Genomic DNA, 20,327 nt, shown 5'->3' with positions numbered 1-20,327 from the left:
TATGAAAAAACTCTCTATAATTTCTCTTGGTATTTTAGCATCCCTGCAGCTGACAAAAGCACAGGTTATTTCATCCAAAAAGTGGGCAGACCTGTTTTCCTATAATAATGTCTTAGCCATGAAAGAAGACAATGGAAAAATCATTGCAGCCACCCAAAACGGAATATTCTATTATACAATAGCAACAGGAGAAATTACGAAGTTATCCAAAGCCAACGGGCTTCATAATATCGGAATTACAGCTTTCGACTATAATCCACAGACTAAAACCGGACTTATCGGTTATGAAAACGGATCTATGGATGTTATTACACCTCAGGAAATCAAATATATTGTTGATATTCCCATTGCTACAGGATATAATGGAGACAAAAAGATCAACCACATTTCCATAACCGGAGATCAGGCTGTCATTTCTGTTGGATATGGAGTTTCAATCTTTAATCTTCAGAATAAAGAATTTGGTGATTCTGCATTTTTCCTGACCGGCGGGGTTTATCAGGCAAGTAATGAAGCCACCATATTCGGTAATAAAGTATATTCTGTAACAGATACAGGTTTGAAAAGCCATCAAATGAATACTACATTTCCTGTATTTTCTACCTGGACAACGGAAGCTCCCGGAGCTTTCAAACATATAGATTCAGAATCAGAACTGGTTTTCTCAACGGCTACGGCAGCTTATATCTATAATAACGGTACCCCGACACAACTTCCTACTACTTTCGAAAAAATCAGGGATGTTGTTATTACTTCCAATAGTATTGTGGTTACAGATAACAGAGTATACACCTATGGAATCAATGGAGTATCACAAAATGCGGTAAGTCTTGGTGAAGAATGCAATACTGCATTAACAGCTGGCGGAAAGATTTTAGGAGGAACGGTATTATCGGGAATTAAGGATGAAGGTAACAATACTTTTAAACCTTCCGGTCCTTATTTCAATTTTGCTTATAATATCAATCTTTTTGATAACGGTCAGCTCCTGGTTTCCTCTGGTGCCAGAGCTAATAATTATAATCATCCGTTTATTCAGCCACAAGAACCTGGATTTTATTATTTTAATGGTACGGAATGGATTTATCCTTCTTTTTTCAATAAAAACAATCCAAACCGCCCAACCTTTATCAATGTACTGGATGCTATTATAAGTCCTTATAACAATAATGAAGTACTCTTTACCAATTATACAATGTTGGATAATGGAGTTTACAAAATGAAGTACAATGCTACCAGCAAAGATTTTGAACTGGTAAAATATTATAATCTGGGAGCACAGCCTTATTACAGACGCCCAGTAGGTTTTGCTACAGACGCTCAGAGCAATCTTTTTGTATCATTTGGTTTTAATGATGGAAACCCATCTATGGGAATTTATGATAAAGCGGCTGATGATTTTGTTATCAAAAAATTAGTTCTGGCCAGTGATGGTATTCAAAAACCGGTTTTCCACGAAAATATGTTGTGGACTCCGCTACCGAGATCCAATAACTTCTGGGTGTATGATTATAAAAATGCCCTTAACCTTTCCGATGATTCAGATTATATCCTGGGAACATCTAATGGATTTAACAGTTCAGGAGGAATTTTATCCGTAGCATTTGATAAGGCTGGTGATGCATGGATTGGTACGGACGGAGGTCTGAGGATCATGTCAAACGCAGCATCAGAAATAAAAAGTGCCCAGCCTAAAGTGGAACCTATAGTGATAGAGCAGAATGGTTTGGGTGAAGAGCTTTTCAGAGAATCAGCAATTCTTCAGATTGCAGTAGATGCAGGTGATCATAAATGGGTATCTGTTGACGGTGGTGGTGTTTACTACCTCTCTTCAGACGGTCAGAGAACCATAAAACATTTTACAAAGGAAAATTCACCGCTACCTACCAATAGTGTTACCGATATAAAAGTTGATAAAAAAACAGGTAAGGTATATTTTGTAACATATAATGGTATTGTGACTTACCAGGGAGATGTAGCAGACGTGACTTCTAATTTTGGCGACGTTATGGTCTATCCTAATCCTGTTGTGTATTCTAACTTCAAAGGAAAAGTAACGATAAAAGGTCTTGCAGAAAAAACCAATATAAGAATCGTGGATGCTGCAGGAAATGTAGTACACTCTGCCGTTGCAAGAGGAGGTTATTATGAATGGGATCTCAATAATCAGAAAGGAACAAGAGTAGCTTCAGGGATTTATTTTGTCCTGATGACGAATGAAGACGGATCCGATAAAGCTACCGCCAAAATAGGAGTGGTTAATTAATGAATTCACAAAACGGTTTTTTACTTTCATTTATCAAATACGGGGAAAATGATGCGGTATTGCATTGTTTTACAGAAGAAGAGGGCTTTCAAAGCTATTTTCTGAAAGGAATTTATTCCAAAAAGAACAAAAAGAAAGCCCTGCTTCAGCCGCTGAGCCAGCTCAATTTTTCCGTAAATCCAGCACGGGGTAACGGAATCCCGACTGTTTCAAAGTTTGAACTGGTAAAAAACAATGATATTTATACAGATATAAAGGTCAATACTGTCATTTTCTTTATCTCGGATTTTCTGAGTCATATCCTTAAGCATGAGAATAAAAATATTCCGGTCTATTCCGGTATTGATCATCTTATCAGTGAGCTGACCAATAGAAATTATCAGGCACATCTTCTATTTTTGCTGGCTTTTTTAAAAATTCAGGGTGTAGCTCCATTATTGAGCGAAGGAAATTTTTTAGATCCGGAAACCGGAACTTTTTCTTCAGGAATAAGCCATCAGCTTTTCAATGAAGAAATTTCAATGGTATGGAAAGAAGCTCTTTGTGCAGAAGATTTTTATGCCACAAAAATCCATTCTTCATTAAGAAAAGATTTTCTTGACAGTCTTTTGGTGTACTATCATTATCATATCACGGACTTCAAAACTCCGGCCTCACTTGAAATTATTCAACAGATATTTGAATAAACCAGCTTATTGTTTTTCTGCATTATCCGGCATTTCAGTTTCGGATTCTGCCATTTCTTTTTTGGAAAATCTGGGCTGAAGAATCTTAGCAATAAGTCCCGTCCAGCCTGTCTGATGGGAAGCCCCTACTCCACGGCCGTTGTCTCCATGGAAATATTCATAGAAAAGGATATAATCTTTAAAATCCGGATCGGTCTGAAATCTTTCATACTGCCCATGAACGGGGCGTTTACCATTTTCATCCTTTAAAAATATTTTCGCAAGTCTCTTATTTAAGGCATCTGCAATCTGATCAAGGTCTGAATAATTACCGCTGCCCGTAGGATATTCTACCAAAAAATCCGGACTGTAATAGAAGAAAAAACGCTGAAGACTGTCAATAATAAGAAAATTGATCGGAAACCACACGGGGCCACGCCAGTTGCTGTTTCCACCAAACAAGCCGCTGTCACTTTCCGCAGGGGTATATTTAACAGTAAAATCCGTTTCATTCAGAGTTAAAGTATAAGGATTTCTTTCATACTCTTTGGATAAGGCTCTTACTCCGTAATCACTCAGAAATTCATCCGGATTCAACATCCGGTTTAACAGCCTTTTCAGACGATGTCCCCGAAGCAGGGATAAAAGATGTTTTGAATCCTGTCCCTTCACTTCCCATCTTGATACCAGAGAAGCGAGTTCAGGTTTATTATCCAGTACCCATTTCATTCTTTTTTTGAAATTGGGAAGGTTTTCAATCATTTCATCATCAATAACCTCAACAGCAAACATCGGGATCAACCCAACGATGGTTCTTAATTTCAGATACATATGAGTTCCGTCACTGGAAGTAATTGCATCATAGAAAAATTCATCCTGCTCATCCCAAAGACTGAAATTCTCATCACCCATATTATCCAATGAATGGGCAATCGACAGGAAATGTTCAAAGAATTTCATAGCCATTTCTTCATACACCTTATTGTAGAGGGCCAGTTCCAGGGCAATTCTCATCATATTGAGGGCAAACATAGCCATCCAGCTTGTTCCATCCGACTGTTCCAGCTGTTCTCCGTTGGGTAAAACAGAATTCCTGTCAAAAACACCGATATTATCAAGTCCCAGGAATCCACCTTCAAAGATATTATTACCGTTAAGGTCTTTTTTGTTAACCCACCAGGTAAAATTCATGAGCAGTTTTTGGAAAGCACTTTCGAGAAATTCCAGGTCTGGTTTGTCTTTTAAATATTCATCAATTTTAAAGACCCTGAAAACCGCCCAGGCATGTACAGGAGGATTCACATCACTCAGGTTCCATTCGTAGGCAGGAAGCTGTCCGTTGGGATGCATATACCATTCAAACAGGAAAAGCTTTAACTGATGTTTGGCAAAATCCGGATCTATCAGTGAAAAGCTGATGGTGTGAAATGCAAGATCCCACGTTGCATACCACGGATATTCCCATTTATCCGGCATAGAAATAATATGTTCGTTGTTGAGATGCTTCCAGTCGTAATTTCTTATTGTTTCCCGGGACTTTGGCGGCGGCATTTCAGAAGGGTCACCTTTCAGCCATTTTTCCACATTGTAATGGTAAAACATTTTATTCCACAACATGACGGCAAAAGCCTGCCTTTGAACCAGTTTTTCATCTTCCGAAGCAATTCCTTTCTGGATTTCTGAATAAAACTCATCTGCCTCTTTCTGTCTTTGTTCAAAAAGGATATCAAAATCTTTAAAAGGCTCTCGAATATCCTTATCTGAAAGTCTGAATTCAAATATCTTCGCTTCTCCATCCTGAAAGTCCTCATCAATAAAGAAAGAAGCTTTGGTTCCTGCATTTTGTGGATTTACAGACTGGGAATTTCCTGTCATCACAAAATTATTGATCCCGTCTTTACAGTATTTTGATTCATTAGAACATTGATAAAGCTTTTCATTATTGGTTTCATTATTACAAAACAAGGTCTTTAAGGACTGTTTTGCGTACACATTTTTAATCTCAATATCCTGATGATTGACTTTAATATGGTCAGCATCTTCCGCAGACAATTGGGGTTTATAATCATCATATCCCCAGTTCCAGGTATTTCTGAACCAAACTGTCGGCAAGATGACCAGAGATGCTTCTTTTTCAGATTTATTGATAATTGTTAATCTTACGAGAATATTATTCTGACTTTCCTTTGCATATTCTATAAAAATATCAAAATAGTCATTCTGATCAAAAATTCCTGTGTCAATCAGCTCATATTCCGGATCCTCTTTTCCTCTCTGCGCATTGGTTTTTACCAGGTCTTCATAAGGAAAAGCATTCTGAGGATACTTATACAGCATCTTCATATAAGAATGGGTAGGAGTAGAATCAAGATAATAGAAATATTCCTTTACATCTTCACCATGATTCCCTTGTCCGTTGGTGAGTCCAAAGAACCGCTCTTTCACCATTTTGTCCTTTTTATTCCAGAAACCTACAGAGAATACAAGTTTCTGAAGATCGTCACAGATTCCGCATATCCCTTCTTCACCCCAACGGTATGTTTTGGCTTCTGCGGTATCGTGGCCTGTGTAATTCCAGGCATCCCCGTCTTCACTGTAGTCTTCCCGAACGAGCCCCCATTCGCGGTTGCTTACATAAGGGCCCCATTTTTTCCATGAAACATCTGAAATTCTCTGTTTTTCCGACATAAGCGATAATTATGAGTAATGAGTAATAAGCAATGAGTAATATTTTAATTCCGTTTCAAACTATAAGAACAACCTCAAATCATTAAACTTTAAACCTTGAACATTAAACTTTGAACTCCCCTATCCTCCCGTAGAAAAGCTCTCAAAGGTAGTCATCCCGCCATCTACGAAAATGCTTGTTCCGGTAATATAATCTGCAAGATCACTCGCAAGAAATGCTGCTAGGTTGCCGATATCCTGCGGCTGTCCGATCCTATTATAGGGAATAAGCGTGAGGAGAGAGTTTAGGGTTTCCGGCGTATCCCATGCATTCCGGTTAATCGGCGTCTGAATCGCTCCCGGACAAATGGAATTGACACGGATTTTATCCGCACCATATTCCTGAGCAAGCGTTTGCATCAGCATTCTGACGGCCCCTTTACTGGAAGCGTAATTAGCATGACCCGCCCACGGAATAATTTCATGGACTGAACTGATATGAATGATTTTTCCACAGGCAACAGACCGTGAAAGATCTATTCCCCTTCGCAAAAATTCTTTAATGGCTTCTCTGGCGCATAGAAATTGTCCCGTCAGATTAACTCCTATGACAGCATTCCATTGGTCAAGAGTCATTTCAGTAAATTTCGCGTCTTTCTGAATCCCTGCATTATTGATCAGAATATCTACAGTCTGGTACTCAGCAATGACATCCTGAAACATTCTGATGACCTGATCTTCTTTGGAAACATCACATTGGTAGGTCATTCCTTTCCCTCCGGCATCCGTTATTTCTTTTAAAACAGCTTTGGCTTCATCCGTAGATCTTTCTGAAGAATGATTGACAATGACTGTTGCTCCTGCTGCAGCCAATGATTTTGCAATTCCTGAACCGATTCCACTGGAAGCTCACCAGCTATATAACAAACGCTTGTTCCAAATACAAAGTTGATGATTTAATTAAACGTCATAAAACATCTCTATTTCACGTTTAGCTATTGAAAGCCTATCATTAATTTCAGTCTGTAAGTCTGCTAGTAATTTTCCAACACTTTCTTGTTCACCATCAACCAATAGATTATTATATTGACTGTTAACTTCAAAAGAAAATTCTTTAGCTCTCTGTTTTAACAAAATAATATCTTTTCTTATGTTACTAGCAAATTCAATAATTGGAATTATAGCGGGATCAAAATATATGCTACCTCGTAATTTCAATGCTTCTTCAATAAAATTCTTTAGTAATTTCTCATCGATTTCTTGCCAATCAGTTTCGGAAACAGGATTACCAAATTCATCATAACTAGATTCTATTATTTCATAATTAACCCTAATAGCTTCATTAGCTATGATTGCTACAGGGTGAGATTGGTTATCTTCATAATCAATTATAATTTTAGCATTAAAATCTAAAAACTGAAGTATCTTATTTCTTATATTCATTTTTTCTTCAAAAGACTCTTTGATATAGTTTTGAACTTTAGAATAGAAATCTTGAAAAAATTCAGGTAAAAAATCCAAAATATTATAAAGTCTGCTAAAATTTTTGCTTTGATCATTAACGTTAAAAAAACGAAAACCTTTATAAACAGCCAGCCTATCAATTTCTAAAATTCTTAAATAATCTCGTGAAGGTGTTCTTCTGAGGATATGAGACTTAAATGGTTCGTTATTCAGATCTTGTCCATACTTAAAGATTTTTTCACCTTTTTCATTAAGATCTTCTAAAATAGAATTTAGATTGACAGAGAGTAACTCTAACTTGTGATAAGAATCTAACTTTTCATTTCTTATATCTTTTAGTCTGTCCTCTTTCAAACTTTTATCGAATTGGTCTCTTGCTTCGTCAATTTGTTTTTTAAAAATCGAAACTTGCAATTTATTAGCTTTATACTGCATATAAAAAGCTAATCCAGTAACAATTACAGCTGCTGAATTAATAAATGGATTTGTTATTCCTCCTATTGTATCACCTATATAGCCAGTTTCCTTGGGATCAAAAAAAGCCATAAATCCAGGTCTAGTAAATAATGGCACTGCTATTATAGAACAAGTTAAAAAGATAATAGCTATCAACACTAAAAAAATAACTTTCTGTGACAGATTGGTCTTATAATCATTATCCTCATTAGTGAAGAATCGATTGAAGATCTCCCCACTAATTTGATAAATAAAACTAATAATAAATAGTACTATAAAGAATAAGAAAAGTAAAATCCCTATGGAATTTGTTTCAAACATAAATTAACATTTTATCTATTTTTAAAAATATCATTTTAATCATTTTTTGATAATTAGGATCTTCTATCTTCAATGTATTTTACACGCAAAATTTTATCTCGAATATTGCTCATTTTTTTAAATCGTTTTCTGATGTTAGTAATACAACTAAAAGGTTTTTACAATTCGCTTGTAAAGGGGGAGTCTTCATATGTCATACGCATAGTTTTAGATTTACTTTCAGCTAATGCAATATTTGTAGTCCTATTAATGATATCATTAATATTTATGATTATTGGATCTAAAATCTCAACTTTTTTATATCCTAAATTAATTTTTTGTCCATGTAAAATTTCAGTGGAAAAATTATTTTCAGCACCAACAATTGGAGAGCCTTCTCCTCCAATTTCTTTTAACGCTTCAATTGTTTCTTGAGAACAATTAGGTATTAGTTCCATCTGTAATCCATCATTGTAATCATAAAGTATGAATCCATGTTGAATAAGATCAATTAACTCATCAACAAGTTTAAGAGAATCTTGATTAATTTGGCTAAAACTAAAATTTGAAAATTGAACGTTATACTTCTTCTCAATTATCTGTAATTTTTGAAAATACTGAATATAAAATAAAGAGTGATCTATAAGCTCTGGGAACTTTTGTAAAGATTTTGAAATTTTTTGTCCGCTTTTCAAAAATATAGTGAATTCATAACCCTCTGCGAAATTTCTCAGAAAATTATACATTTCAAGTGCATTACGAGTATTTAAACAGATTTCTTCTCGAGTATATTTAAAATTAAAGTCACAACTAGGAAAATTTTTAAAATTAATTTTAAAAATCATTTTACATGATTTCAACTTAGAATGTACCTCTATCAAAGATTCGTTTCCGTAAAGTTTTACTGGAAATTCAAAAAATTCTTCTCCATTCGCAAATCGAATATTTACAGTATCATCATATATGGCATGAGATTTAAAATTAAATTTCACTCCCTCCGTATAATTAGATAACCTAATACCTTCGAATGATATTTCAGCATTTTTTATAATATTTTCAGAAATTTCAAATTCGCCAAAACTTTTTCCTTGCATAAAATCTCTAAACTCAATCAAAAAATCATTCTCATTTGATAATGTTAAACTTAGCATACCTTCTGCAGGCGTTCCATTTAGACTTTTGAAACCTTCCACTTTGAAATTATCTCTTGAAGAATCTAACTTTGGGAGAATATTAAAATTTTGTACAAATTGCTTAAATGAATTTGCAGAAACTTTATTATTTTCTAAATCCTTTACTATATTATCTTTTAAAACTTTAACTAATTCTTCTAGTAATTTTTCTGCGGTAGAATCAATGTATTTAATGCCTTTTAGTGTGAGATCATTTATTTTATGAATAGGTAAATTAGGAGCCACTAAAAAGCATTCTTTTCGATTAGATTTCAAATTATCTGTTATTCTTTCAAATATAACTGACACATTTGGATCTTCTAAGTTATACCCTAAAAAGAGAACTGAATTTGTTGAAAGTCGTTCTTTTAAAACAGACCAATATGTACTATATTCACTATTTGATTTAAAAAAGTTATTATAATCAGACTGTGTAATAATTATACTGTCAGGATCGTTCAAATCACCGTGGATTTTGAATATTTGAGTTTTATTTTTGCTAATGTATCCCAAATTAGAACTTGATAATATAAGATCCGCTGTGGATTTATAAGCAATTTCAAATAGTCTATCATAATTGGTTGTTATAATAGTTTTAAAATGAGGTATTTCCGAAATTATTTTGTGAGTTTTGATATTTTCCGGCTCTTTATCAAATACATCTTTTAATGTTTTAATGATATAGTTTTTATTGTGCCCTCTTACTCTAAATATTTGCTCTGAAATATCTAATAGATTATAATTATTTTCAAACAATTTTTTTTCTGAAACTGTTAAGTTTTCATATAATAAATTACAAAGTTCTCTTCCTGAAGGATATCCTGAATTAAGAGACATTCCCGCACCTGCCCAAATTATCACTTCCTCTCTTCTGATAAGTTCAAATAAATTTTCTTTTTCCATCTATATATGAGGTTAATTTTGATTTAAATCTGAGGAAAGGGTCTTAATTTCGGGATAAAATTTTCTACCTATAGCAGCCGTTAATTGGTTAACGATATGCTTACCTAATAAATCGATATCTAAATCTTCAGCATCAGAATTATCATAACTAAATTCATTAACTTCTAATACATCTAAAAATTTTTTATGGTCACAGAAGTAAACTATTCCACCAGTTCTAAAACAAATAGAATCATGATCAAGTAATAATTCAACTTTTTCGTAACTGTTGATTTTGCTATTTACATTGTTAAGAATTTTGGTCAAATTGAATCTTATATTTTTCATATTGCTGTTATGTATAATTTTATATCCAACCCTCGCCATAACTACCTGTTTCGCGAAGCCATGTTTTAGAACAAGAGTTACATTTGTAATAATATTCATCAACATTTCCAAACTGTGATTTTACTTCTTTAAAATCTGTCTGCACTAGATTTTTATGAGGCGGAGTATGCCTTTGCTCCCCAATAAGATCTTTACAATCTTTACAAAGCTGAATATTATTTTCTTCTGTATTTTCTAAATTTTTGTTTCCCATTATCTAAGATTTAATTATTTTATAAAATGTTGTTTTACTGCCAATATTGAAAGCTTTCATTATTTCTTCTACTGGTAGTTCCTTCGCTTGGTAAGAAGCTTTAACTACGGGAGCAATTTTCTTATACTTTTCAGTTAATCCTTTTGGTCTCCCACCTTTTCTGCCTCTCGCTCTTGCAGACTTTAACCCGGCATTAGTTCTTTCGATCAATACGTTTCTTTCATGCTCTGCCAACACACAGAATATTTGAAAGATCAATTTTCCACTAGTTGATGATGTGTCAATATTTTCAGTAATAGATTTAAATTGGATTCCTCTTTCATTTAGTTCTGTTACAAATTGAATCAGACCAACAGTAGTTCTTCCAATTCGATCTAATCTCCATACGACTAAAGTGTCATCTTTACGTAGATAATTTAATAATTCGTTAAGCTGTGGCTTCTCTGACTTTATGCCGCTAACTTTGTCAACATAAATTTTATCAATTCTTAAACTTTTTAAAGCATCAGTTTGTAAATCGAGATTTTGTTCAAACTTGCTTACTCTTGCATAACCAATTAACATATGTACACTTTACCCATTTGCAATAAATATAATGTAATTTGATTTTATGTACAACTAAAATGGACTGAAAAAAAAGTGAAAAAAAAAATTATTAAGAAAAATCGAATAAGTACAGGATACCGACCGCTTAAGGATAATTACGTAATAAAAATAAATATTCTATAAGTAATCAGTTTACGGAAAACCGTAGAAATGAAAAGAACTCCAATTAAGGAGTTCTTTATAATCGTCTTCTTCAATCATGGAAAAGAGGCTAATCAAAATCACTGAAATCGTCTACGGGTGCATAAGGATTTACCAATGAGCTGGTCAGGAGAACAGTACGGATATCAGGATTATTTTCAGCCCAGTGAATAATCTGTTCCAGCTTTTCTTCCCTTCCTTTCATATTAATAAGATTCTGATATTTTCACGCGATATACGTCGGAAGAATTTCTCTTGATTGATTCTACAAAGAATCCTCCTTCCTCAGGAATAACTTCTTTCAGATCAAAACTTTTGCAGTCTTTTGGCAGCCCGGAAAAGATCAGGGTAAACCAAAAGTCTTTCATAAAGGGAACCGGTGTCCAGTACGGAGAAATTGAAATATTTTCCGCATGAATCATTTTGCTTCTATGCTCAGACTGATTGTCAAAAAGATAGGTTGAATGCCAGATTCTGATCAGGTTTCCTAAGAATGGAGATGCCGGAAAGCAACAGTGTACAATAACCTGCCTCTCCTCTTCTGTTTTCGCCTGAAGAGATTCAAGGAGTTCCTTGGCAATGACTGGTTTTACAATTACTTCTTCCACCTTTTTATAAGTAATAAGTAATGAGCAATAAATAATAGGATTACTTATTGCTCATTATGGATGTTAATATTCTAATTCTAATTTTTCTTTGGTGTAATTTCTTACTTCCTGGGTCAGTTCAGGGTTATCAGCCAGTTTTTGACCATAGGAAGGAACCATTTCAAGCAGCTTTCCTTTCCATTCTCCATGCAGTTTTTCAGGGAAGCATTTTTCCAGCACATTCAGCATGGCATATACGGCTGTGGATGCACCCGGTGAAGCGCCCAGCAGAGAAGCAATCGTTCCGCTCTTGTTTACGACCACCTCAGTTCCGAATTCCAGTTTACCACCTTCTTTTTCATCTTTTTTGATGATCTGAACTCTCTGTCCTGCTACTTTCAGTTCCCAGTCTTCTTCTTTAGCATCTTTGATAAATTCTCTCAAATGCTGCATTCTCTGAGACTTTGTCATGGCAACCTGCTGAATCAGATATTTTGTAAGCGGAATATTATGCCACCATGCTCCAAAAAGTGATCTTAAATTCTTCGTATTTACACTTTCAGGAAGGTCAAGATAACTTCCTTCTCTTAAAAATTTGGTTGAGAATCCTGCAAAAGGTCCGAAAAGAAGCGCTTTTTTCCCATCTATAATCCTAAGATCAAGGTGTGGAACAGACATTGGCGGAGCATCTACCGTAGCCTGAGTATATACTTTAGCATGGTGCTTTTCTACCAGTTCCTGATTATGACTTACCAGCCACTGCCCTGAAACCGGGAAGCCTCCGTATCCTTCACTTTCTTTAATATCTGAGCTGTCCAGTAACGGAAGCGCGTATCCTCCTGCACCGATAAATACAAAATCTGCCACTACTTCCTGTTTATGGCTATGGATTCTGTCTTTCACTTTCATTTCCCAAGTACCGTTTTCTCTGGGGCTGATATCTTTCACCTCGTGGTATAAGAAAACCTCAACATTAGAATCTTCCAGAAGATGTCTTCCCATTTTTCTCGTCAATGTTCCGAAGTTTACATCTGTTCCCATATCCATCTTCGTTGCAGCCATTACTTCAGACTGGTTTCTTTTACTCATTACCAGAGGAATCCATTCTTTCAGTTTTTCGTGATCTGTAGAAAATTCCATTCCTGAAAAAAGAACAGACTCTGCCATTTTATCGTGGCGTTTTTTAAGGTATTCAGCATCTTTTTCTCCGAATACCAGACTCATATGAGCACAGGAATTGATAAATTCTTTAGGTTCACGGATATATCCTTTGGTAATCAGATAAGACCAGAATTGTTTTGAAATTTCAAACTGCTCTGCAATGCTTTCGGCTTTGGTAATATCAATAGATCCGTCCGGTTTTTCAGGGGTATAGTTGAGCTCACAAAAAGCGGAGTGGCCTGTTCCGGCGTTGTTCCATGCAGCTGTACTTTCTTTGGCAAACCTTCCGAGTCTTTCGAAGATAGCGATTTCAAGACTTGGATCAAATTCATGAAGCAGCGTTGCTAAAGTGGCGCTCATGATTCCGCCGCCTATCAGTACAACGTCGTATTTAGGTTTCGGTGTTCTGCTTGTAAGCGATTGTGACATAATTTTAAAATTTTACTTCAAATTTCGGGAAAAGTTTTAAAAATCAGCACGATTTAATCCGTTATTTTTTTGCTCAGAGGACTTCTTGAGTACACAACAAAAAACCATGGAAAATTTCAATAAAGTACCATTGAAATGATTGATAATATAAAATAGCAGTACGGTTCTCTGCCAGGATTAGTCAATAAAAAAACTTAAGCATTTACTGCCTAAGTTTTTCTATGTATGTTTAACGGGCTTTTTATTCCAGCTCCATTTTAATTCAATTTTGCGGTCAGTTTTTTAAACTGCTTTTCAGCATTTTTACCTTCATACAAAATAGCATATACCGTATCAATAATCGGGAGTTTAAGGTTTTTCTGTTTCGCTGTTTTATAAATGGAATCTGCTGCGTAATATCCTTCTGCTACCATGTTCATGGACTGAATGGCAGACTTCACGGTATATCCTTTTCCGATCAGGTTTCCAAGGTTTCTGTTTCTTGAGAAAAGTGAATACGCCGTTACCAAAAGGTCACCCAGATAGGCACTTTCGTTCACATCTCTTGGTGCTTCATAAATCGCTTCCAGGAAAGTTTCCATTTCACGGATTGCGTTGGAAACAAATACGGCTGTAAAGTTGTCTCCATATCCTAATCCACTGGCAATTCCTGCTCCGATGGCAAAAATGTTTTTAAGGATCGCACTGTACTCATTTCCTAAAATATCTTTGCTTGTATGCACTTTGATAAAATCTGAACTGAATATTCCTTCAAGTTTTTCAGCAGTTTCATCTTCTACTGCTGCAATCGTAAGATAAGAAAGTCTTTCCATGGCTACCTCTTCGGCATGACAAGGTCCTGCAATAACAGCCTGGTTTCTGAAACCAATTTTAAATTCATCACGCAGATAATGCGCCACCACATCATTTACTTTTGGGATAATTCCTTTAATTGCAGAGATAAAGATTTTATCTGAATAATCACATGTCATCTTATCCAGAGTATCGGACAGGTAAATAGACGGCGTTGCCAGCACAATAACATCACAGGCAGATACCAGCTCGTTAATATCTGTTGTCAGTTTTAAACTTTTAAGATTAAAATGTGCCGCCGTAAGATAGGTTGGGTTATGCCCGCGCAGCTCGATAGCTCCTTTTACAAATTCATTTCTTACGCACCAGTGTACAACTTTGCAGTTTTCAACAAGCATTTTTACGATAGCGGTTGCAAAACTTCCGCTTCCTACAACTCCTACAGAAATATCCTTTTTATTCTTTTTTGGATTCGAAGATTCTGAAATAATTTTCTTTTTAGCCATAATTGGAATGTGAACTGCAAAGATATTAAAACAAAGACGTAACGCGGGCTTTGAAACTATGATAAAAGCCATTTTCTGAAAAAATTAACACTTCAACACAATTAAATAGTTAATTAGCCGTTAAATACAGAAAAAACTGAATTTTAAATAAAAATAACTCACAAAACTTATTTTTATTTAAATTTGCAGCTTCAAAACCGTTTTAAATTGACTAAGAGAAGAAATATGAAAAAATTTCTAAGCAGCAAGAAGAACGTAAACATTCTCCTGGGAGGACTTTTACTAGTAGTTTTTGCACAGGGTGTCTTCATTGCCAAGCTCTTTTCTGAAAGAGATGACAAAACCTACGAAGTGAACCTTGTAAAAATAAACACTGAAAAAGACAGTGTAGATTATCTAAAAATGAAAACTGATCTTACTCTTGTAGATCAGACTGTTGCCCAGCTCAACTCCTTCCTGAAGTCCAAAGACATTACCAACGAAAAGCTGATGATGCTCAGTCAGGACAGTATTTCCAATTCTATTTATCTTTCCAAGCAGGCTAACCGATACAGCCAGTATCTGATGGATCTTCAGAAAAAACTGATGCAGGTTCCTCTAGGAATGCCTACTGACGGCTATATTTCGTCCAATTTCGGGATAAGAAAAAATCCTATCCCGTTCAAAACTGTTTTTGCTTCGGTAAAATCTGGTGCAGCGACTGAGACAAAGCCAGCTGCCGTTGCAGCTGCAAAACCAGAACTAAAAGCCGAACCCGTTGAGAAAATTGTAGAGCTTACTGACAGCTATGGAAATAAAAGAGAAGTAAAAGTAATGGTGACCCCGAAAGCAACTCCTGTGGTTGCTGCTCCAGCTCCTTCAACCACGAAAACTGTTGCGGGTACTGCTACAAGAACTGCTGTTGTTGAAAAAAACAACCCACCAGCTGAGGCTAATCAGATGCAGTTCCATAAAGGACTGGATATTGCTGTTGCCTATGGTTCTGATGTAAGAGCTGCCGCTGCCGGAACAGTCATTTTCTCCGGACAGAAAGGAGGCTATGGAAACTGTGTGATTGTTTCTCATGGAAACGGACTGGCCACACTATACGGACATTTATCTGAACTTGTTGCTAAGGTGAACGATAAAGTAAAAGTAGGCCAGGTCATTGCCAAATCCGGAAACTCAGGGCGTTCTACAGGACCTCATCTTCATTATGAAGTACACAAAAACAATACTCCGATTAACCCGAAATTGTTTATGAATCTATAAAAAGAAAACTGTCTCATGTGAGGCAGTTTTTTGGTTTTAAAAATTAAAGTATTCATTTAGAGGTCTTTTTTAAACACGAAGAACACGAATAGTTTCACGATTATAATTCTCATGATCATCGATCTGCATAATCTGAAAATCTGTGAGAGGTTATTTTAACGAAAAGTTTTTAATTTGCTTTCTTTTGAGTCTAAGGAGGCAAAGTTGGAATCAGCAAGCTGATTTAACGAAGCGTTGAGGATATTCATTGTTAATTCTTATGATATAAAAAACAGCTGCACTGGCAGCTGTTTTTTTACTTTAAGATTTTAAGCGTTCCTTTCGGATGGGTGAATGTACCGTCCGGACCTGCAATATTTGAATACACGATATTTTTATTATAATCCTGAATATGGGTTACATTGAAACCAAGGTGCGGCTCATGCCAGTAGACCATAAAAACATTTTTTGCTACTTCTACGGCAGTATATTCTACAGTATCTGTACTGTTTTTTGAACTTCCGGCTGTTCCTGTGAATGTCATGGTTTTATTATCTTTAAAATCAAGAACGAATTTAACTTCTCCAAAGTCCACTTCCACTTTATGTCCGATTGCCGGATAAGGTGATTTCAGATCCCAGTCCATTTCTTTAAGATAAACCTTTACCCCCATTTCCAATTCTTCTTTTCCTGGCAGATCAGGGTATTTTTTTACCATGAAATCTACAATTGCAGATGTAGTTTTGTTTTCAGTAACTGCCTGTTTATAATTTTCCAGATAGTTTTTCACAAAATCAAGAGATTGTGGTGATGTGGAAAGCTCTGCAAAATGAGAAGGGATAACTTTTTCAGGTTTCAAACCTTTCATAGCATCAATCTGCCCTATCCATTGATCAATGGCTTTTACATTCTGAGTGTCTGCCATCCAGAGATGTGAGCCAACAGAAACTGAAATCCCGCCTACAATGGTTTTGATGGACGGAATCCAAAGAAAGCTATGTGCAGGATCTTCAGGATTTTGTCTGATTTCAATTTTGTTTCCTTCAAGATCAGGAATTGAAGTAACTGCTTCTGGAATTATAATTTCCGATGGTGCATCTGCCTTCAATTGTGGTTTCCAGACTCCCATTTTATCATCTTTTGAAGCTGATATAAGATAAGCAGTCTGTGCCGTTGAGATAATTTTAGCATTGGGAAAAGCTTTTTTAATCACATCCAATCCAAAATAAAAATCCGGATCACTGTGAGAAATAAAAACGGTTTTCAGATTTTTTCCCGTTGCTTTAATTTCTTTAACGAGCTGTTCTGCATATTGTTTCTGAAACTGAGCATCTACAAGTATCGCATCTTTATCTCCATAAATAATGGTAGACGTAATGGGAAAAATAGCTTTGGTTCCCGGATTATAAACTTTCACTTTGAGATTCCCTGCAAATATGCTGATGAATCCCAACAATGCCAATACCGACCATAATTTTTTTTGTATCATTTCTGTTCTTTTATCAATTAGTAAGCTGCTGTGAAACGTTCACGGATGTGGTTATTCTGTTCCAATTCATCTACCAGCACTACCGCTACATCTTCTACAGAAAGACGGCTTCTTCCGTTTTCATCAAATACCGGAGTTTCCAGTGAAGTTCTGTATTTTCCTGTTCTTTCTCCTACATTAGCCTGATTCATTTCGATAGCAGGACTGAAGAATGTCCAATCCAGCGTATTATTCTCTTTGATCTTGTTTAAATAATCTCTTGCCGCTGTTGCCCCTGGTTTATAAGCTTCAGGGAAATCAGGAGTATCTACAATCTGTACGTTATCCGGTGTGTAAAGGCTTCCTGCTCCACCTACTACAATCAGTCTTTTTACTCCCGACTGTTCTACAGCTTTTTCAATGTTCTCGGAACCATTTAAAAAATCGTTGTAAAGGTTAGGGTTGGTCCATCCTGCATTGAATGTACTGATTACGGCATCGCTTCCTTTCAATGCCTCAGCCAGTTCGTTTACATTGTTTACATCCACACTTTTTGCAGTTACATTTTCCTGTGTTTTCACTTTTGATGCATCTCTTACCAATGCTTCCACCGCATATCCTCTGTCTGCTAATTCTGATACTACGTGTGCTCCTACAAATCCTGTTGCACCGATTACTGCTACTTTTTTCATAATGTTTTATTTTTAATTAAATTGTAATAAATTTTGTTACATTTAAGGCTAAAAAATTTTTATTCAAACTGGTCAGTGAATTCCTGTAATGACTTGTCTCCTAAAAAGTTTACCACCAATTGATCTGTTTCTTCAAATAATGTATTTAAATGATTGTTGATCTCCTTTCCAACACTGCATGCCGGATTGGGATTCTGATTTTTTTTACCTAATACTTCCGTATTTTTTACTGCTTTATAGATCTCGGAAATAGTGATCGTTTCAGCATTCTTTGCAAGCTGGCTTCCTCCCTCTTTTCCCTGTCTGCTGATAATCAGGCCTGCTTCTCTCAATACGCTGATCTCCTTTCGGATAATCACCGGATTCACATTGATACTACCGGCCATCCAGTCAGAAGTAAGCCACTCCTGAGGACATTTCGCCAATAATGTCATAATATGTACTGCCGTAGCAAATCTTGTATTGTTCATTGTAATTACAGGGCAAAGATACACATTTTTTAAATGTAACAAAATTTATTACAGTTAAATTTTTCTTAAAGGATCAGTTTATCCAGATCCAGTAACAGATAATTGATATTCTGATTAATGGTACGGGTTGCCGACTGCATCTGATTCAGCATGGCTGCACGGTTATGAAGATCATCAGCCCTGTAAAACCCGCCATCACTGAAAATCACAGATTTATCCGCTGCTTCCCTACTATCATCAAACTGATAATGCAGCCATCTCTGTTTCATATTCCCGATAATGGAATGCTCTTCTTTATTGGAAAACTTTTTCTCTGTATACATATACCAGATAAAAGGGGGAAAATTGGGCGACTCCAGTTTTTCTCTCCAGATATCTCTCAAAAGATTTCTCTGGTGGATAAATTCTACTTTTTTACCTTTAGGATTAAGGGTAGCTAAACCAAAACCTGCTCCCAGAACCCCTCCGCCTATATCGATGGCATTACTCCAGCCTTGATCATGCACAATTCCTCCTGCTATTGAAGCTGCCGCTCCTGCAACAATTGAATATAAAATAAGCTTATTATTTCTTGATGAATTTAAGTTATCCACATAATTTCCAATCTGGGCTACTCTTTCTCCTTCACAGTCGAACTCTGCGGCTACTGCATCCAGTTCCGTAAGAGCAATCGTTATTTTGCTGTTTATTTTTGTCTTCAACTGTAAAACCTTAACCTGGGAAGCAAGGGATGAATCTTTTTTAAGATCAATAATCTGATGAACTTCATCCAGATTATCCAGTGCGTTTAAGATAAGAATACTCTGGTCAGAAAAGACCTCTTTTAATTCTTTATTGGCTGCCAGTATAGAATCTGAATTATAAGACGGAAGTTTGTTGCTGTAGTTATATTTGAACGGCGCTTTACAGTAGCTGTCTTTCAGGGTGAGAATATTCTGCTGAATAGCCTGATTCTTCCTGGAAACACAGGAAGTAAGAAGCCCGAAAACAATCAATAGGTAAAAAAGTTTTTTCATTCAGTGATTTTTTGTGTTATCAGGTATATTGCAAAATAAATTTCTCCATTTTCCCAATTCTCCTATACGAATATAATACAAATAAAAAAATTTACCCGAAATCAGGTAAATTTTTAATCTATTTTTAAGAAGGATTATTTAATATCCAGCAGTTCAACTTCAAAAACAAGCGTACTGTTAGGCCCGATTTCTTTGCTGATCTCCTGATCGCCATACGCTAAGTGTGGAGGAATGATTAATCTCCATTTGCTGCCAACAGACATTAACTGAAGTGCTTCCGTCCATCCTGAAATCACTCTGTTCAAAGGGAATGATGCAGGTGTACCTCTTTTTACAGAACTGTCGAATACTTTCCCGGAAATAGTAGTTCCGTGGTAGTGGCATTTTACAGTAGATTTGGGTCCTGGTTTCGGGCCGTCGCCTTCTGTAATGATTTCATACTGCAAGCCGCTTGGTAACTGCACAACGCTTTCTCTTTTACCATACTCTTCCATATATTCTTTACCATCTTTCAGGTTCTTTTCTGCTAATTCCTTTTTACGTTTAAATAACATATCTGCTACTCCCATATTATAATTTTTTACAAAGATAAGGCTTTTTGGGTTTGGAAAATGGGAGCACGATGAGGGAAGTTTAAAAGCCGGAAGTAAAATCCTCTCAAAGAAAATGACTTTAATTCATTCTCGTTAAAAATAAATAAACACTAATAATCAACAAGTTAAAAAGATTATTTTTCAATATTCATTAATCATATAG

General features: G+C 35.7%; 18 protein-coding genes and 1 pseudogene. 3 read left to right on the top strand and 16 right to left on the bottom strand.

The window, feature by feature from the left end:
- The first annotated feature begins 1 nt into the window (after position 1).
- Positions 2 to 2,266, top strand: coding sequence for a type IX secretion system anionic LPS delivery protein PorZ (porZ, locus tag V0410_RS19795; RefSeq protein WP_330745341.1), 2,265 nt, complete (start codon positions 2 to 4; stop codon positions 2,264 to 2,266).
- Positions 2,266 to 2,952: a DNA repair protein RecO gene (gene recO / locus V0410_RS19790; RefSeq protein ID WP_330745340.1), complete on the top strand. Its 687-nt coding sequence runs from the start codon at positions 2,266 to 2,268 to the stop codon at positions 2,950 to 2,952. The genes porZ and recO overlap by 1 nt, the downstream gene beginning before the upstream one ends.
- 6 nt (positions 2,953 to 2,958) lie before the next feature.
- Here recO and V0410_RS19785 read toward each other — a convergent pair whose 3' ends face one another.
- The 11 genes and pseudogenes from V0410_RS19785 to V0410_RS19735 all read right to left on the bottom strand — a co-directional run bounded on the left by V0410_RS19785 (position 2,959) and on the right by V0410_RS19735 (position 14,695).
- Complete coding sequence (locus V0410_RS19785) at positions 2,959 to 5,619, bottom strand: MGH1-like glycoside hydrolase domain-containing protein (protein WP_330745339.1); 2,661 nt, start codon at positions 5,617 to 5,619, stop codon at positions 2,959 to 2,961.
- A gap of 120 nt (positions 5,620 to 5,739) precedes the next feature.
- The gene (locus V0410_RS19780) at positions 5,740 to 6,471 is read right to left on the bottom strand and encodes an SDR family oxidoreductase (protein ID WP_330745338.1); all 732 of its coding nucleotides are present in this window, start codon (positions 6,469 to 6,471) and stop codon (positions 5,740 to 5,742) included.
- Positions 6,472 to 6,558: 87 nt separating this feature from the next.
- On the bottom strand, positions 6,559 to 7,839 hold the full coding sequence (locus V0410_RS19775; protein ID WP_330745337.1) for a hypothetical protein: 1,281 nt from the start codon (positions 7,837 to 7,839) through the stop codon (positions 6,559 to 6,561).
- 158 nt (positions 7,840 to 7,997) lie between these two features.
- Positions 7,998 to 9,893 carry an SIR2 family protein gene (locus tag V0410_RS19770; RefSeq protein WP_330745336.1) on the bottom strand — a complete coding sequence of 632 codons (1,896 nt, stop codon included), beginning with the start codon at positions 9,891 to 9,893 and terminating at the stop codon, positions 7,998 to 8,000.
- 12 nt (positions 9,894 to 9,905) lie between these two features.
- Positions 9,906 to 10,220 (bottom strand): hypothetical protein, encoded by a 315-nt coding sequence (locus tag V0410_RS19765; RefSeq protein WP_330745335.1) that lies wholly within the window; start codon positions 10,218 to 10,220, stop codon positions 9,906 to 9,908.
- A gap of 19 nt (positions 10,221 to 10,239) precedes the next feature.
- The gene (locus V0410_RS19760; RefSeq protein WP_330745334.1) at positions 10,240 to 10,473 is read right to left on the bottom strand and encodes a hypothetical protein; all 234 of its coding nucleotides are present in this window, start codon (positions 10,471 to 10,473) and stop codon (positions 10,240 to 10,242) included.
- A 3-nt stretch (positions 10,474 to 10,476) separates the two neighbouring features.
- Positions 10,477 to 11,037, bottom strand: coding sequence for a recombinase family protein (locus tag V0410_RS19755; protein ID WP_330745333.1), 561 nt, complete (start codon positions 11,035 to 11,037; stop codon positions 10,477 to 10,479).
- 256 nt (positions 11,038 to 11,293) lie between these two features.
- A pseudogene (locus tag V0410_RS19750) lies at positions 11,294 to 11,425 on the bottom strand (aminoglycoside 6-adenylyltransferase); the annotation flags it as partial.
- Between the two features lies 1 nt (position 11,426).
- Positions 11,427 to 11,828 carry a hypothetical protein gene (locus tag V0410_RS19745; protein ID WP_114820683.1) on the bottom strand — a complete coding sequence of 134 codons (402 nt, stop codon included), beginning with the start codon at positions 11,826 to 11,828 and terminating at the stop codon, positions 11,427 to 11,429.
- 63 nt (positions 11,829 to 11,891) lie between these two features.
- Positions 11,892 to 13,397 carry a malate dehydrogenase (quinone) gene (gene mqo / locus V0410_RS19740; protein ID WP_330745332.1) on the bottom strand — a complete coding sequence of 502 codons (1,506 nt, stop codon included), beginning with the start codon at positions 13,395 to 13,397 and terminating at the stop codon, positions 11,892 to 11,894.
- 257 nt (positions 13,398 to 13,654) lie between these two features.
- Complete coding sequence (locus V0410_RS19735; protein WP_110009564.1) at positions 13,655 to 14,695, bottom strand: NAD(P)H-dependent glycerol-3-phosphate dehydrogenase; 1,041 nt, start codon at positions 14,693 to 14,695, stop codon at positions 13,655 to 13,657.
- Positions 14,696 to 14,920: 225 nt separating this feature from the next.
- On the opposite strand from V0410_RS19735, the gene V0410_RS19730 reads away from it, so the two are divergent.
- Entirely contained in the window at positions 14,921 to 15,946 is a 1,026-nt protein-coding gene (locus V0410_RS19730) for a M23 family metallopeptidase (RefSeq protein WP_330745331.1), read from the top strand.
- 295 nt (positions 15,947 to 16,241) lie between these two features.
- On the opposite strand, the gene V0410_RS19725 is transcribed toward V0410_RS19730, so the two are convergent.
- The 5 genes from V0410_RS19725 to V0410_RS19705 form a co-directional block, all read right to left on the bottom strand.
- On the bottom strand, positions 16,242 to 17,414 hold the full coding sequence (locus V0410_RS19725; RefSeq protein WP_330745330.1) for an MBL fold metallo-hydrolase: 1,173 nt from the start codon (positions 17,412 to 17,414) through the stop codon (positions 16,242 to 16,244).
- A 17-nt stretch (positions 17,415 to 17,431) separates the two neighbouring features.
- Complete coding sequence (locus tag V0410_RS19720) at positions 17,432 to 18,085, bottom strand: NAD(P)-dependent oxidoreductase (RefSeq protein ID WP_227942311.1); 654 nt, start codon at positions 18,083 to 18,085, stop codon at positions 17,432 to 17,434.
- Between the two features lie 59 nt (positions 18,086 to 18,144).
- Positions 18,145 to 18,555: an Rrf2 family transcriptional regulator gene (locus V0410_RS19715; RefSeq protein WP_227942312.1), complete on the bottom strand. Its 411-nt coding sequence runs from the start codon at positions 18,553 to 18,555 to the stop codon at positions 18,145 to 18,147.
- Between the two features lie 65 nt (positions 18,556 to 18,620).
- The gene (locus tag V0410_RS19710; RefSeq protein ID WP_330745329.1) at positions 18,621 to 19,571 is read right to left on the bottom strand and encodes a hypothetical protein; all 951 of its coding nucleotides are present in this window, start codon (positions 19,569 to 19,571) and stop codon (positions 18,621 to 18,623) included.
- Positions 19,572 to 19,705: 134 nt separating this feature from the next.
- Positions 19,706 to 20,140, bottom strand: coding sequence for an FKBP-type peptidyl-prolyl cis-trans isomerase (locus V0410_RS19705; RefSeq protein ID WP_126358771.1), 435 nt, complete (start codon positions 20,138 to 20,140; stop codon positions 19,706 to 19,708).
- Positions 20,141 to 20,327: the final 187 nt, after the last annotated feature.

This window comes from Chryseobacterium sp. CP-77 (assembly GCF_036362765.1).
GTDB lineage: Bacteria > Bacteroidota > Bacteroidia > Flavobacteriales > Weeksellaceae > Chryseobacterium > Chryseobacterium cupriresistens.
This window is presented reverse-complemented; position numbering and strand designations above follow the sequence as displayed.

Excerpts from the sequence above, each read along its gene's own strand:
- V0410_RS19725 (WP_330745330.1), bottom strand. The coding sequence starts at position 17,414 with ATGATACAAAAAAAATTATGGTCGGTATTGGCATTGTTGGGATTCATC.
- V0410_RS19775 (WP_330745337.1), bottom strand. The coding sequence starts at position 7,839 with ATGTTTGAAACAAATTCCATAGGGATTTTACTTTTCTTATTCTTTATA.
- V0410_RS19760 (WP_330745334.1), bottom strand. The coding sequence starts at position 10,473 with ATGGGAAACAAAAATTTAGAAAATACAGAAGAAAATAATATTCAGCTT.
- V0410_RS19765 (WP_330745335.1), bottom strand. The coding sequence starts at position 10,220 with ATGAAAAATATAAGATTCAATTTGACCAAAATTCTTAACAATGTAAAT.
- porZ (WP_330745341.1), top strand. The coding sequence starts at position 2 with ATGAAAAAACTCTCTATAATTTCTCTTGGTATTTTAGCATCCCTGCAG.
- recO (WP_330745340.1), top strand. The coding sequence starts at position 2,266 with ATGAATTCACAAAACGGTTTTTTACTTTCATTTATCAAATACGGGGAA.
- V0410_RS19770 (WP_330745336.1), bottom strand. The coding sequence starts at position 9,893 with ATGGAAAAAGAAAATTTATTTGAACTTATCAGAAGAGAGGAAGTGATA.
- V0410_RS19720 (WP_227942311.1), bottom strand. The coding sequence starts at position 18,085 with ATGAAAAAAGTAGCAGTAATCGGTGCAACAGGATTTGTAGGAGCACAC.
- V0410_RS19715 (WP_227942312.1), bottom strand. The coding sequence starts at position 18,555 with ATGAACAATACAAGATTTGCTACGGCAGTACATATTATGACATTATTG.
- V0410_RS19730 (WP_330745331.1), top strand. The coding sequence starts at position 14,921 with ATGAAAAAATTTCTAAGCAGCAAGAAGAACGTAAACATTCTCCTGGGA.
- mqo (WP_330745332.1), bottom strand. The coding sequence starts at position 13,397 with ATGTCACAATCGCTTACAAGCAGAACACCGAAACCTAAATACGACGTT.
- V0410_RS19755 (WP_330745333.1), bottom strand. The coding sequence starts at position 11,037 with ATGTTAATTGGTTATGCAAGAGTAAGCAAGTTTGAACAAAATCTCGAT.
- V0410_RS19785 (WP_330745339.1), bottom strand. The coding sequence starts at position 5,619 with ATGTCGGAAAAACAGAGAATTTCAGATGTTTCATGGAAAAAATGGGGC.
- V0410_RS19710 (WP_330745329.1), bottom strand. The coding sequence starts at position 19,571 with ATGAAAAAACTTTTTTACCTATTGATTGTTTTCGGGCTTCTTACTTCC.
- V0410_RS19705 (WP_126358771.1), bottom strand. The coding sequence starts at position 20,140 with ATGGGAGTAGCAGATATGTTATTTAAACGTAAAAAGGAATTAGCAGAA.
- V0410_RS19735 (WP_110009564.1), bottom strand. The coding sequence starts at position 14,695 with ATGGCTAAAAAGAAAATTATTTCAGAATCTTCGAATCCAAAAAAGAAT.